General features: G+C 59.3%; 12 protein-coding genes and 1 CRISPR repeat array. Of the genes, 3 read left to right on the top strand and 9 right to left on the bottom strand.

Annotated features, from left to right (window positions below; genetic code table 11):
• Positions 1-68 precede the first annotated feature (68 nt).
• Positions 69-1100 carry a septal ring lytic transglycosylase RlpA family protein gene (locus LRP59_RS00960; protein WP_002514621.1) on the bottom strand — a complete coding sequence of 344 codons (1032 nt, stop codon included), beginning with the start codon at positions 1098-1100 and terminating at the stop codon, positions 69-71.
• Positions 1101-1413: 313 nt separating this feature from the next.
• Between LRP59_RS00960 and LRP59_RS00955 the strand changes: the two genes are divergently transcribed.
• From LRP59_RS00955 to LRP59_RS00945, 3 genes are all read left to right on the top strand, one after another.
• Positions 1414-2661, top strand: coding sequence for an alpha/beta fold hydrolase (locus LRP59_RS00955; RefSeq protein WP_002514620.1), 1248 nt, complete (start codon positions 1414-1416; stop codon positions 2659-2661).
• 73 nt (positions 2662-2734) lie between these two features.
• Positions 2735-3460, top strand: coding sequence for a hypothetical protein (locus LRP59_RS00950; RefSeq protein WP_002520782.1), 726 nt, complete (start codon positions 2735-2737; stop codon positions 3458-3460).
• Complete coding sequence (locus tag LRP59_RS00945) at positions 3457-4194, top strand: NAD-dependent protein deacylase (protein WP_002514618.1); 738 nt, start codon at positions 3457-3459, stop codon at positions 4192-4194. Before LRP59_RS00950 ends, LRP59_RS00945 begins: the two co-directional genes overlap by 4 nt.
• On the opposite strand, the gene LRP59_RS00940 is transcribed toward LRP59_RS00945, so the two are convergent.
• The 8 genes from LRP59_RS00940 to cas1e form a co-directional block, all read right to left on the bottom strand.
• Positions 4173-4364, bottom strand: coding sequence for a hypothetical protein (locus LRP59_RS00940; protein ID WP_002520780.1), 192 nt, complete (start codon positions 4362-4364; stop codon positions 4173-4175). The two genes, LRP59_RS00945 and LRP59_RS00940, sit on opposite strands and share 22 nt — an antisense overlap.
• A 1047-nt stretch (positions 4365-5411) precedes the next feature.
• Complete coding sequence (locus tag LRP59_RS00935; protein WP_002514616.1) at positions 5412-5561, bottom strand: hypothetical protein; 150 nt, start codon at positions 5559-5561, stop codon at positions 5412-5414.
• An 812-nt stretch (positions 5562-6373) separates the two neighbouring features.
• Positions 6374-6745, bottom strand: a complete 372-nt coding sequence (locus LRP59_RS00930) for a hypothetical protein (RefSeq protein ID WP_002514615.1) — start codon at positions 6743-6745, stop codon at positions 6374-6376.
• Between the two features lie 2180 nt (positions 6746-8925).
• On the bottom strand, positions 8926-9183 hold the full coding sequence (locus tag LRP59_RS00925; RefSeq protein WP_157862689.1) for a hypothetical protein: 258 nt from the start codon (positions 9181-9183) through the stop codon (positions 8926-8928).
• Positions 9184-9435: 252 nt separating this feature from the next.
• On the bottom strand, positions 9436-9624 hold the full coding sequence (locus LRP59_RS00920; protein WP_156190674.1) for a hypothetical protein: 189 nt from the start codon (positions 9622-9624) through the stop codon (positions 9436-9438).
• Positions 9625-9901: 277 nt separating this feature from the next.
• On the bottom strand, positions 9902-11011 hold the full coding sequence (locus LRP59_RS00915) for a serine protease (RefSeq protein ID WP_002514612.1): 1110 nt from the start codon (positions 11009-11011) through the stop codon (positions 9902-9904).
• Between the two features lie 51 nt (positions 11012-11062).
• Positions 11063-11763: a CRISPR direct-repeat array (repeat unit 29 nt; unit sequence GGGCTCACCCCCGCATAGGCGGGGAATAC).
• A 54-nt stretch (positions 11764-11817) separates the two neighbouring features.
• Positions 11818-12162, bottom strand: a complete 345-nt coding sequence (gene cas2e / locus LRP59_RS00910; protein WP_002520771.1) for a type I-E CRISPR-associated endoribonuclease Cas2e — start codon at positions 12160-12162, stop codon at positions 11818-11820.
• Positions 12163-12164: 2 nt separating this feature from the next.
• Complete coding sequence (cas1e, locus tag LRP59_RS00905; protein ID WP_002514611.1) at positions 12165-13103, bottom strand: type I-E CRISPR-associated endonuclease Cas1e; 939 nt, start codon at positions 13101-13103, stop codon at positions 12165-12167.
• Position 13104 lies beyond the last annotated feature (1 nt).

Here is a 13104-nt window from a genome sequence, read left to right as displayed (position 1 = left end):
TAGCGTCGGCCCCCGATCCACCAGGGATCGGGGCCGACGCTGTCACAATCTGCTGCGATGGTATTCGGTCAGGAGACCTTCGCATAGGTCACGTCGGCAACGCCAGCGCTGAGCGACGAGATCCGAGAGAAGGCGGCCGAGGAGAGGTCTAGGCAGCGACCAGAGACGTAGGGTCCACGGTCGTTGACGCGCACCACGACTGATTGTCCATTGGCTTTGTTAGTGACCTTGAGGCGAGTGCCGAAAGAGTAGGTCTTGGAGGCAGCCGTCAGGGCTGACGAGCTGAAGGATTCACCGGAGGCGGTCTGGGAATCGTCGTAGAAGGAAGCCTGGCAGCTTCCAGCGATACCACTCGTGGAAACGTCGGAGGGCGTGCTGCGCGCTGGACGGGCAGTTGAGCGGGAGGTGCTCGAGGAGTGCTCGGAGTGATGCTCCGCGTGCTTGTACGTGGAGCTCTTCTCGGCCGCTGCGGCTCGCTGGTAGTCGGCCTTCGATTTGAGCAGTCCCAGGGTGACGGCGTCGGTCACGCCAGTCTGCTTGAGAGCGTTGGCCCTTTGGAACACCTTGACGGCGTTGGTAGTGATCGGGCCATAGGGCAAGCCGACCCACTTGGCCGGGAAGTAGTTGAGGGTCGATAGGTCGCGCTGGACAGCCTTCGAGCGGGCATTGTGATCGCCACGCTGGGCGTAGATACCGACCGGACGGTTCACCTTAGTGATGTAACGGGTGGCCACCCAGGCAGTCTTGCCGCGATAGTTGACAGGAGTCCAGCCCCGGACATCCTCGCCGATAATAAGGAGCTTGTCGCCGGGACGGAGGAGCCCGTAGCGTCGATACTCAGTGCTGTGTCCAGAACGGACGTTGAGGTGGACGCGAGAAAGCGCGAACCGAGCGGTGTACGTCGTGGCGCGTTTGGCCTGTTCAGCCGATGCTTTCTTGGTGTGCTGGGTGGGAGCCTTCTCGGCATGAGCCCCAAGGTTGCCGGCAGGGGCGGCGTGAGCCTCCTCGGCGATGGTGCCCATGACGGCGAGACTCGCCGCAGCGGCCAGAGCGACGGTGCGCTTGAGAGTCGTCCCGGCGTTGGTCGAGGTGTTGGTCATGTGATGTTCCTTCCGAGCGTTGCCGCAGGTTTAAAGGGCTTGATGAACTGTACGTGTTCCTGAGAGATTCTCAAAATTTGCTCAGTATAGGTGAGTGGGTGTCACGCGGTAGTTTCAAGTGAAGACGCCGCTGAGCCCTTGCGACAAGGCGCGATGGTAGGTGGAGCAAGACTGGACTAGGGCAGAAAACTGAGAAAATACTGAAGGGACGGTCTCGCTCCTTCAACTCCGCGACAGTGACGACAATGGCCTTGGGAGAGGGAACGAACGCTAGAACCGACGTGAGGGCGTCGGGACCTCATAGGCTGATCCCATGACGTGGAACCGCAACATTCCTGGCCTGCTGACCGATGACGTTCGTCTGAGGGTCCCGCTGAATCGCAGCAATCCTGACGATTTGCGCACTATTGAGGTGTACGCGCGTCTGGTGGCCACCCCCAACGGAACCGACAAGCCCTACCTGGTCTTCCTGCAAGGCGGTCCGGGGTGTGAGTCTCCCCGCCCGACTTTGCGTGACCCCGGGTTTCCCGGTTGGCTGTCGCGCGCGTTGGAGGACTACCAGCTTGTTTTGCTCGATCAGCGCGGCACGGGATTGTCGTCTCCGGTGAGTGAGCCAGTGGGGGATGCGCCTAGTCAGGCCGAGTACCTCACCCATCTTCGTGCCGACGAGATCGTTGAGGACTGTGAGGACATTCGTCGACACCTCGGGATCCAGAAGTGGGCGGCTCTGGGCCAGTCCTTCGGTGGATTCACGTTGCTCAGGTATTTGTCTACCTACCCGGAGTCGTTGTTGGCTGGGTACTTCACTGGTGGTCTGTCGGCGGTCGGGCGATCCGCTGACGATATCTACGCAGCCTGCTACGAGCAGCTGCGTGCCAAGTCGCTGGAGTATTACAAGCGCTTCCCCGGGGACAGGGTGCGGTTCGCTGAGTTGGCGCCGTTGGCGAAGAAAGGCGAGATCGCCACCCCGAGCGGTGACGTCGTGTGCCCATCACGACTGCGGTCGCTGGGGCATTTGTTGGGCGCTTCGGGCGGGGCAGAAAAGCTGCACTACCTGCTGGAGTACCCGCACACTTCGCGGGCGTTCCGTCATGACCTGGCCGAGCTGCTGCCCTACGGCGGACGTAACCCGCTATATGCCGTCATTCATGAATCGTCCTATGCCGACGGTGTGGTCACCGATTGGTCGGCTGCCCGGATGCTACCTGATGACTTCCGGGAGGACCCTACCCTGCTGACGGGTGAACACATCATGCCGGAATGGTTTGACACTGATCAGGAGTTGCGGCCTTGGAAGGAGGTAGCTGACCTCATTGCGAATCATCCGTGGCCGAAGTTGTACGACCCCGACGTGCTCCGGACTGCTGAGGTGCCGTGTGCTGCGGCGGTGTACCACGACGATGCATATGTGCCGCGCAAGTTCTCTCTCGAGACGGCAGCCCTGTTGCCGCAGATGCACGCCTGGGTGACGAGCGAATACGAGCATAACGGGTCGAACGCCTCAGGTGGGACGGTGCTTGACCGTCTCATTAAGCTCGCGAAGGGCGAGATTGTGAGGTGAGATCGGGTTGGCTGGTGGGGTCGGCGGCGATCCGGCATACTCCATCAACCTCGGCCTACGACAGGAAAGATAAATGACCATGAACGACATTCCACAGGCTCCTACCACTTGGTGTGACCCTGACCAGATCGGTGCCCCACTCCCCGAGACTGACGAGGTGGAGGCCGATCCGCAGACCGTGCAGATACCGCCCGCAGAATCCTTCGAGGTGTTGCGTCGCGCCAGCGAGGAGGAGCTGCGAGCTCAAGAGCGAGGTGAGCAACTCAACCCGTTGGAGTCCGGACGGGCCGCGATCACCATTGCCTTGACTCCGCTATGCCAGCTTGAGGGTGCCGTCATGCTCGGCGTCAGCTTGCTAGAGGCCGTCGTCAAGCGGGTTGAGCAGGTCGACGAGGATGCGGTGGAGGCTTACCTACCAGACTGGCTTTTTGACCACGACAACCTCACCGCCGCCGACGTTCCTGAGCTTCTTGTCGAGCGAGTACGTCGTGACTTGGCTGACTCGGTTGTCGTCTCCACCATGGGGAAGGAGGCCGTCGAACAATTGCGCAGCGGCCTGTCGGCGATCCTCGCAGCCCAGCGTCATGACGTCGCCGAGTTTTCCCGCCATGTCAACCCTGACATCGACCCCGAGTGGCTCATTGACGGCTGCCAGGAGATCTGTGTCGCTTTGGCCGCCCATGCCGCGACCATCGGCTGGCAGCGCCCCGAGGTCGATGTCTCCAATGTCTTTGCCAGCCTTGACATGGCTAGCGAGCCCGACCTCGTCCGTACCCTGCTGAGGCAAGCCCAACAATGACCGGGGAACAGCTCGCGCATTGGATCGAGGAGTCGACGTCGACGGTGTTTTTCGGCGGCGCCGGAATGTCCACCGAATCAGGTATTCCGGACTTTCGCTCGGCTGGCGGGCTTTACACCACTCAACATGACCTGCCCTTCCCCGCGGAGTACATGCTCAGTCACAGCTGTTTGGTTGAGCATCCGGCGGAGTTCTTCGACTTCTACCGCACCTACCTCATCCATCCTCAGGCCAGGCCCAATGCTGGTCATCGTGCGTTGGTTGCCTTGGAGCAGGCTGGGGAACTTTCGACGATCATTACCCAGAATATTGACGGCCTGCACCAGGAGGCGGGGTCCCGTCAGGTCATTGAGTTGCATGGGTCGGTGCACCGCAACCGCTGCCTGGATTGTGGGCGGGACCATCCACTTTCGGTGATCATGGACGCTCCTGGAATCCCGCGGTGCTCGTGTGTGGGGGGGATGGTGCGTCCCGAGGTTGTTCTTTATGAGGAATCCCTGCGGAGCCAGGATCTCGACGACGCGATTACTGCGATTAGTGCCGCCGACCTGCTCATCGTCGGAGGAACCTCGCTCAACGTGTACCCGGTTGCTGCTCTGCTGAGGTTTTTCCGTGGTCGACACCTGGCTCTTATTAACCGTGAGGCTACCGGCTACGACCGGGCCGCCGATCTTGTCATCCATGATGGTTTAGGTAAGACGTTGTCTGCGGTTCAGCGTGCCGTGATGCCCTGACGGGCGGCCTCGAGGAGTTCTGGGTGGGCTTGCTGGATGCTAGCTTCTGCTTGCGCCTTCTTCACGACGGCGCAACCGGAAGGAGCATCAATGATGAGTGGCTTTAAGAACCGAATCGCCCCAACTCTAGCTGCCTTGGTGATGGCAACGTCTGCGAGTGTGGCACTCACTCAGCCGGCTGTCGCTTCGGATAACGTCGATAACAGCTCGCATAAATCCATGTCTGAGAATGCTCGCTAGGGTGATGGGTGCCTAGCTGGAAACAGAGTTTCTTTCAAAGATTGAGCGGCGCTAATTAAGAAGTATCAAACTGGAGTGGCATTGGACTCAATGTTAGGCAAGAATCCAGTGGCGGTGAGTGCACAAAACATAATGGCCAGCTGGTAGAAACTGAGAAGTATGCCGATGGTTCCATTGCCATCGATGCTGTTGATTTGCCTGATTCTTCAGTGAATCCCGGCGCTTCAGTAAGAAGTGGTGTCACCGGGTGCGAGCTGTCGAGTGGTACGTGTTATAGCGCCGTCTATACCAACTGCTACGCAAGTGTAGATCCTTGCGGTGATCAAGCTCGGATTCCACTTCGATCGGGAGACCTACGGCGGAGGAAAGGGAAGGATTACGAGGGCCTACGCGGGTGAATAGCGCTGCATTGAATGCACTGTATCGAATCTTAAATTCGAGCGAATTAGCGCGTCTCGGATGCGCTATTCAGGCCAAGGTGGCATCGCGTTTAAAGGATTCCCGTTGGCGGGGGGGGGGTACTGTCTGGATGCAGGTTAACCAGGGCATCAGAACTGATATTGCTGTCACGCATAACTAAAGACTTGGAAGGTTTCATAGAAAATGAGGTTAGTTACGGTATTGGCCGTTGTGGTTTTGTAGCTTTGGTGGCATTTTTAATCTGGGTTTTGAGAAAGTAGAAAAATAGCGAATAAAGCCTAATAATAGGAAGGCTCCGGGTTGACTTTCAACCCGGAGCCTTCCTGGATAATTATTCTTTAATGTCAAGGCCTTGCGTTGGATGTAGTTCAAAAAGCCCAGTCTTCAGTCCTCCCACTTGAGGGTGAGCTCGGCTGCTTCCTCGCTTGATCCCTTGCTGTCAGACACGGCGGTGAACCTCTTTGTCGCGGAGCATTGAGAACCGCTTCAGCAGCTCGAGTTCGGCGTCGAGCTTGGTTCTCAGGGGCCAGCCCGGGCAGTTCGAGTTGGACCTCGGCTTAGTCGAGAGAGGAACGTCGCCAGGTCACGGAGTCGAAGACGGCCCGCACGGATTCGGGAACCGGGGGAGTCTTCGACTTGGAGCCGTTGACGGTCCCAGCTAGCAATCCCGAGCCGGACCGCTCGGCGAGCATCGGAGTACCAAACACGATGTCGCCCGCCTCTCTTGTGAATGGGGACCGGACGCCCGCAGCGAGGACAGCGGCCGTCGATTTCGGGCTGCGTCGTCACCACTGGCGTTGTCGACGTTGTCAAACCGAGGAGGTTCATGCGCTCGATCGTTCCCCCTCCCGCTCCTTAAGAGCCTTGTAGGCGCACCGTCTGCGCAGTCCTCAGAAGTTCCGAAGTGCTTCGCAGTATCGGGCCATGAGTGCCCCACGTCGTCATCGTCGGGGGATGATAGTAATGGTACTATGGGGCCTTGTGTGCTTAGAGAGCTGAGCAGACGAGTGAGTCACGTCGGCTGGGGCGCTCGACAGAAGCGAAGAATCAATGAAACTGCGCAATGATGTCCCGAGTGAGCGAGACTCACGCATTCCCAAAACGTGCACATCGCAGACTACGTTCGCTCCGATGACTGCGCCATCGAGGACCTCGACGACGGCTGCCCCGAGCTATACTCATCGTTGTGGACGCCGACATGATCTCTTGGTCGGCGTTACACCTTTCGGTCGTCGGGGCGGTTACCCGTGACAACTATCCGACGGGGTCGGGCAGCGGTTCGACAAGTCACGTCGTTTATGACCGCGACGGGTGCGGTGGGCGATCTCTTAGGTGAACTGGGGCGTATGTATCAGGATTCCCAGTATTTGGTCCAGCCCAGTGAGTCCTTGGCACTCGTGGGTTAGAACAACAGCGGGAAATCGATGATCATCAAGTTGTTGGCCGACGTGTACGAAGCGTTCGCTGGTTCCGTCCGCATCGCCGGGATCGGCTTGCGGACCTTGGACAGGGGCTCCTACTACTCTCTACTCCACAACGGGATTTCTGTTTTAAGACTTTTTCGACTGCAGGAATCCGTGGTGGAGAACGTGACACTGGACCCCGAAACTGGGGAGGTCATGCCGAATGTGAGGGCCGGGAACCGTCCTCGGTCGACGTCATGGGCGGCGAGGAGTTGTCGGGAGGATAGTGGCAAGGCGTGGTGAACGCTAGGGTGATGTTCCAGGCGGATAGCTTGCTTGTACTCGACGAACTCACCTCGGAGGTGGAGCGACTGGTCGTGCAGAACGTGCTGAGTGCCAATCCGGTCACACATCGAATGGTTGCGCTCCGCAGCACGCAGAAGGTGCTCGTCCTGCAGAACGGTACGATCGCTGACCTCGGAACCCATGAAGAGCTCCTTCGGAGGCCGGGGATTTACGCGAAATTTGTCACGGCGGAACGTTCGTAGTCGTCACATCAAGGGGAGAGATCAGCATGGCCACGCGTTTGAATGCCTTCATTGTCGTCGGGATTCTTAGCATGGTCGGGTGGCAGTTTCAGTGTTAGCTTGCAGCAGTCACGGATAAACTAGGCCCTTCGGCTAGATCGTGCGCAGGACTCACAGAGACGTTCACGCATCCGAGCCGCAGCATGGGTGGAACCGTCTTGATTGTGTTCCCGGCGCCCAGCACGTGGACATGGGAGGCAGCGGCGGACTCGGGGCGTCGAGCACAGCGGCTCGCTACGAGGCAAGCACCTAGGCGCGGCGCTATCGACACTCGCTGCTGAGAAGGGTGTATATCTGTGCGGATGATGGACGACAGCCTGGCAGCAGCGGTCACGGGTAAGGTGGCCCTCGCGTGTGACTTCGGCATACCCCCGCATAGTTGGGGAACACAAATTCATGTGATATATGATTCTCCACGACGACCAACGTCCGCTACTTACATTCCGATGGCGTGACGCATGCAACTCGCCGCCACATAGCCCCCGGCGACTATGGCCATGAAAAAACGTAAAAAGTTCTCATGTGTTCGTACTCGCATCTTCAATGTGTCGCAAAGCACTGCTAAGGCACAATGTGCCCCCTCATAGCCATATGAACACACCACGCCAACCCTCTCCCCTCTGTTTAATTAGTACTGTTATCAATAAGCATCGAGACCTGCATATAACGTCCTATGATGTGCCAGAGTAGCGTCCAGAACAGGAGTTGCGTTCTGATGCGTTCGTACTCATATCAATAAAGCGCCGTAGCTCCTTTTATAGGCAACAAGAGTCTGTCATGCCCTTAGAGATCGAGGCGCTGTTGCCCTCTCTCTACAGAGTCGCACATATCCGCCTATCACGATAATCCCTGATTAATTCGTACTTGTTATCTTGCTAGAGTAAACCCACGGCGGCAGCCCGCCATGCAGGGGCCCGCCCCAACGGGGGTAGGGTGAAGGTGGTGGCTTCGGTCCGCAGACTTCTGATCATCCGGGACCCTCTAGCCCGCACAGAGCCCCGACGTCCATGACTGCTAAACAAGCAGATACCGTAGACTTCTTTTCAGACTTTGCGCCTACGCCTGAGGCAGTCTTGCCGTTGAGCTCTGCCGGCATTGGATCGCGGAATACTAGTTCAACTCCCTAAACCCCTGGGTGGCAGCCGCCCGCCTCTAACAGCACATAGTACCCTGGGGCTGGGCCATCAAACGATTGATGGAATCAGTCGCGAACATGCCAAGCGCGCTGCGGCAAAGACTAAGGAAGAGGCTGGCGCGGATGCTGACTATGGGTTCCGTTTGTATCGTTTGGAGGAATCTTCTGGTCAGGCGCTAGACCAGCTAGAGTGCTTCGACACGGAGCCTTATGACACATCGTTCACTGGAGATTACGCGTCGAAATTTGATCTGAATGGCGCTCCCAGCCATGACACCGTGTTGGCTACGCGACTGGTGAAGGACGGCTACGGGCTAACGGCGACCACCAAGAAGGTGAGGCCGATTAGCCATGAGCTCAATGTGTGCGTGGTGATTCTGGCTGCATCATTAATGTCGGGTTGACGAGTGGAGATGCAGTGGCTCTATGGATTTCACAAGTTCATCATCTTGGTGTCTCCAACTGCGATCAAACTGGGCGCCAAGGCGTTTACAACTTCTGACTATGCCCGCCACGACATCTTCACCGGCCACACCAAACGGATCGCCGCAGGAAACCCCTACGCCCGCCTCAACGATCCTCGTGCAACCACAACTGGTCTCGTTCCCCTGCTCGGTGGCCTCGCGCGCACCGGCCTCATCGTGGCCACGCCCACCGGCTGGCGGCGAACCCGGCCCGAGCTGCGCGACCTCGCCGCTGCTCGCCTTTGCGTTGCAGGCCGCCTCGACGCACGAGAAGGCCGCTACAAGGCCGAACGCGATCTGTGGGAATGGTGGCAGGTCGGATTGGAATGGTTGACCACCCCCGGACGACACAAGCGACGCCACCAGCCCACGGGACAGATTGCGTTCACGTTCGGCCGACCCTGGGACATCTACCCCCTACCCGCGCCGACCAGATGGCCGCGCCGATCATCGAGCGGCCCACGCGCTCATGCACGCCGGCATCACCCCCACCGAGTACTACGGGCCACCGGGGACAGTGCGAGGTCGAGGCCGAGAGCGTCGCTCACGTGGTCGCCGGCATCCTCGGACTCGACACCAGCGCCTACAGCGTCGGCTACGTCGCCGGATGGCTCAAGGGAGACGCCGACCTCATCCGACAGAGCGCCAGCCGTGTACTGGCCGCCGCGCACCGGATCGCCGAAGCTATCATCGAGGACCCCACTGATTAGTTCCAATAGCGCGAATCGCGCCAATAGCATGAAAGGAACGAATAGAATGAACAGTGAGAACAAGCCAGGCCGACGTCCTACGTCGCGCCGGCCTGGCCTATCTCGCCCGCGTTGTAGCAGAGGACTAACTGACGATGGCTTTTACCCGGCGGGTTGGTGGATATTCCTGTCGTTGAGCGGCTGGTCCAGATTGACGGTGGTGGTTCTAAGAGCGATCTACTGGCACTGGGTTGTTCCCGGGGAGTGCGCCTTCCGTGAGGTCGATCGTGACATCTTGTTGAGCTATTTACCGGGAACGATGGAGCGGGTTCCGATGGGGTTGCGAGTGGTGAGGAGAAGGGATGCATTCGCTGCGACAGTGGCGCACTCGGCGGGCGCGTCGGGAAGCGTCCCTTCGTGGAGGGTGATCCGCACCGTGGTGGCGTCTTCGTCGACGATGGCTCGTACGCCGTAGCACTGGGGATTGCTCATGGAAAAGAAAATGCGCACGGAGTCGTCCGAGATCACTTCGTATTGGCTCCATGAGGACGTGTGTTCGTTGTTGAGGTCGGTCCGTTGCTGTATGTCGTTGGGTGATTGTCCTGGTGGCTTTGCTGTGGGACTGTAGCCAGCATCTGTGGTCGCGGAGCTGGGAGGGGATTCGCCCCCGCTGGCAGTGCAGCCCGTCATGGCAATACCAGCCAAGACGGATGCCACAAGCACGGCCAAGAGGCGGCGGGGGTGAATCCAATTATCCATGATGGTGTGTTCACCAGTCGTTGTTCGCAGCAACGAACAAGTCGTTGACGCGACTGTCGAAGTATGGTCCCTGAATGTAGGCGGTACTGTTGGTGGGTCCGTTCGAGGTTACGCTGCGGACGTACCCGAGACCAGTGGTGTTGCTGTATTCGTCGAGCCAGGGGCCGCCCGACGAACCGCCTCCGAAGTTGCAACCGGCAATATGGTTGAACTCGTAGACTCCGAGCCAGCCGGTGCCGCTGGTCCCCCAGCAGGCCCACATGATTTGGCCCCCATTGAGGTTCGCCGGGTAGCCGAAGACGCTGACGTCGAAGCCGAAGCCGCCGCCCCACCTGAAGCCGTGGCCGCCGACCGCGTTTACGACGGGGGCTTCGGAGGTGCTTCCGTCGTAGGTTGTGACGAAGGCGACGTCTGAGTTGAATCCTCGGCCGGATTCACCGTAGTTGATCCAGTCAGTGAACGTGCGGAGCGTGGCAGCTTGGTAGGTGCCATACGTGGTGCCGTTGTTGTAGCCCGGTGCGAATATCCAATTGGTGTGCCATTCGTTTCCCGGGGCGCCATAGACGCAGTGGCCGGCAGTGACGACTAGACGTTTGGAGTCGCTATTAATGGAGGATCCGGAGCACACGTAATCCTTGCCGTCGGTCTGATTATAGTAGAAGACTTTTCCGTTGGTTTTCGAGAAGTTCGTGACCGGGGGTGCAGCCTGCGGCGTGATCGTGGTCGACGTTGCCGCTACGGGAGAGGAGCCGTCAGTAAGCGACTCGTTTGCCGAAGCCTGTTGTTTGAGCTCATCAAACTGTCGGTCTACTTCAGCCGTGCTTGTCGGGGTGTCGGCGGGCATGGCGTTCTTCATGCGTTCGGGTGTCCAGTAGGAGGCGACAATGGGGTCGCCGCTGCTCGCATTGAGGCCAACTTTGCTTGCGGTACTGGACGGTGTGTAGGTCCGATTTGTGTCGGGGTCCGTTACCTGTGCACGTACTGCTGTGGTGGCGGACGACAGTGGTGGATCACTCGGTGAGCTGGGCGATGCGGATGCCGGTGCAGTGATCGAGATGAGGAGAACGGCCGCTGATGCGAAGGTTGCGAGGGTGATGGATACGTTGCAGAACTGGGCCATGTTGATTTCTCCGGGGTGATGGTTCGTGCAGTAACTGGGGGATGGATCACGTCCGGGCTCACCCGCATAAGCAAGAATCACTAGTGTAGCACAGCTTCTGTTGCGATGGGAATGGGCTCACCCCCGCATAGGCGGGGAATACGTTGGTGGCCAGGGCGAGGGAGTGGAGCGCCTGGGCTCACCCCCGCATAGGCGGGGAATACCGACAGTCCAAATCGACCACGTGGTAGCCCTCGGGCTCACCCCCGCATAGGCGGGGAATACCAGCATTGGGCAGGGATACTGGCTCCACCATTAGGCTCACCCCCGCATAGGCGGGGAATACGTTGTGTTCTGTTGCCTTTGCTTCTGTTGCATGGGCTCACCCCCGCATAGGCGGGGAATACCTGGTAAGACGTTTGAGGGCGCTATGAAGAATGGGCTCACCCCCGCATAGGCGGGGAATACCTGGTAAGACGTTTGAGGGCGCTATGAAGAATGGGCTCACCCCCGCATAGGCGGGGAATACCTGTACATGGATGATACATGCCGGTAGGTGTTGGGCTCACCCCCGCATAGGCGGGGAATACGGTGGTCGATGATTTTTTGTATGGATCGGCCTGGGCTCACCCCCGCATAGGCGGGGAATACTCCTTCAAACGATCCATCACATCCTCAAACCCGGGCTCACCCCCGCATAGGCGGGGAATACTGGAGGCCCTGGAGGGGCTTCCTATGGTTCGTGGGCTCACCCCCGCATAGGCGGGGAATACACCAGCCGACTACGACTGATGCAGGAGCTGTTACCAGATACGAGTGTACTCGATCTAACGTCTCGAAACTCTGCGGCGCCGCGCAGCTGAACTCCACCCTGGCCGGAGTGTTGAGGTCTGACCTCGATTGTTTGGCCTCCGCATGAGCTTCAGCCCGTCGAAGTCGACCACTTCCCAGTCATGGCGGTGCACCCGGAACTCGAAGTGTTGTTCACCGCGTACCGTATACACCAAGATTGCGCGGCCATCCCGGCACATCTCGATGACCCTGTCCCACAGTGCATCCCTGACGCGAGTCGGAACGTGACCGACGAAAACTCCTGGGCTGATCTCGAGTAGCCATCGGGTGAGATGGCCGCGTAGACCCGCTGGGCATGCGGTGAGGACAAGCACGGTCATGATTAGCCCCAGGACCTTCCACCGGCCACTACGCCTTCCCGGTCGTCCCACAAGTCGACGATGTCCCAGCCGTATCCCTCGTCAGGATCACCGGGGGCGTTCAGGAGGACATGGATGTCCTGCACGCACTTGGTCAGTAGTTTCGACTCGTGGAAAGCATCGCGCATGGCTCGTCGAGTGATCCCAGCAAGGTCATCGATGTCGCCGGTCGCCGCACACTCGAACGCGACCGGAACTGCCAACGAGGTCTTGTAGAGGTCCGCGACGTCGTAGACGAAGGACCGATCATGGCCCGTGTGAACGAAGCCGAGCCCGGCAGACATCCCCAGCGCCGCGATCACGGAGTGAACTACTCCGTAGAGGCACGTCGTGGCGGCAGTGAGTGCCTGATTCGCTGGGTCCGATGACGTGAAGTCCTTGACCTTGTAGCTGCGTTTGTCCCAGTTTACGCCGAACTTGGTGGCCGCATCCCGATACGCTTGCCGAACTCGAGTTCCTTCGTGGCCCCGAAGTTCCTGCAATGTCAGTCCCGTGGCAACATCATCCGGAAACCTCATCTCGTACATGCGTCGCGCAACCGCCAGCCTCTTCGTGCGGTCGGTGACGGCTTCGGCCTGAAGCTGCAGCAGGCGCGTGGTGCGGGCGAGGGGACGCCCGTGAGCGTAGTACCGGACGCCCTGTTCCCCCACCCACAGTGTCGTCGCACCTGACTCGGCCAGGAGCACCATCGCCTGATGGGTGACATTCGTTCCTGGGCCGAGTAGCAGCGCTCCGATGATTGACGCCGGGACATGCACCGTCCCCCGCTGGTTTGATGCCGTGATGGCGTTGGAATCCCGGTTGACAATGCAGTGCTCGATGTAGATGAAGCTCAGCCGGTCCTGGGCGCGTGCCAACTCTTGGACCTCGGCAGGCCGTGCGCCCGGGACTGGCTTGGCCATC

This window comes from Cutibacterium sp. 37298, from assembly GCF_023838685.1.
GTDB lineage: Bacteria > Actinomycetota > Actinomycetes > Propionibacteriales > Propionibacteriaceae > Cutibacterium > Cutibacterium acnes.
Note: the sequence above shows the minus strand (reverse complement) of the source record. Positions and strands in the feature narration are given on the sequence as shown.

Coding starts and splice junctions, on each gene's coding strand:
- LRP59_RS00950 (WP_002520782.1), top strand. CDS start 2,735: ATGACCATGAACGACATTCCACAGGCTCCTACCACTTGGTGTGACCCT.
- LRP59_RS00925 (WP_157862689.1), bottom strand. CDS start 9,183: ATGCTATTGGCGCGATTCGCGCTATTGGAACTAATCAGTGGGGTCCTC.
- LRP59_RS00960 (WP_002514621.1), bottom strand. CDS start 1,100: ATGACCAACACCTCGACCAACGCCGGGACGACTCTCAAGCGCACCGTC.
- cas1e (WP_002514611.1), bottom strand. CDS start 13,103: ATGGCCAAGCCAGTCCCGGGCGCACGGCCTGCCGAGGTCCAAGAGTTG.
- cas2e (WP_002520771.1), bottom strand. CDS start 12,162: ATGACCGTGCTTGTCCTCACCGCATGCCCAGCGGGTCTACGCGGCCAT.
- LRP59_RS00930 (WP_002514615.1), bottom strand. CDS start 6,745: ATGGGTTCCGAGGTCAGCGATCGTACCGTTCTGCAGGACGAGCACCTT.
- LRP59_RS00955 (WP_002514620.1), top strand. CDS start 1,414: ATGACGTGGAACCGCAACATTCCTGGCCTGCTGACCGATGACGTTCGT.
- LRP59_RS00915 (WP_002514612.1), bottom strand. CDS start 11,011: ATGGCCCAGTTCTGCAACGTATCCATCACCCTCGCAACCTTCGCATCA.
- LRP59_RS00920 (WP_156190674.1), bottom strand. CDS start 9,624: ATGAGCAATCCCCAGTGCTACGGCGTACGAGCCATCGTCGACGAAGAC.
- LRP59_RS00945 (WP_002514618.1), top strand. CDS start 3,457: ATGACCGGGGAACAGCTCGCGCATTGGATCGAGGAGTCGACGTCGACG.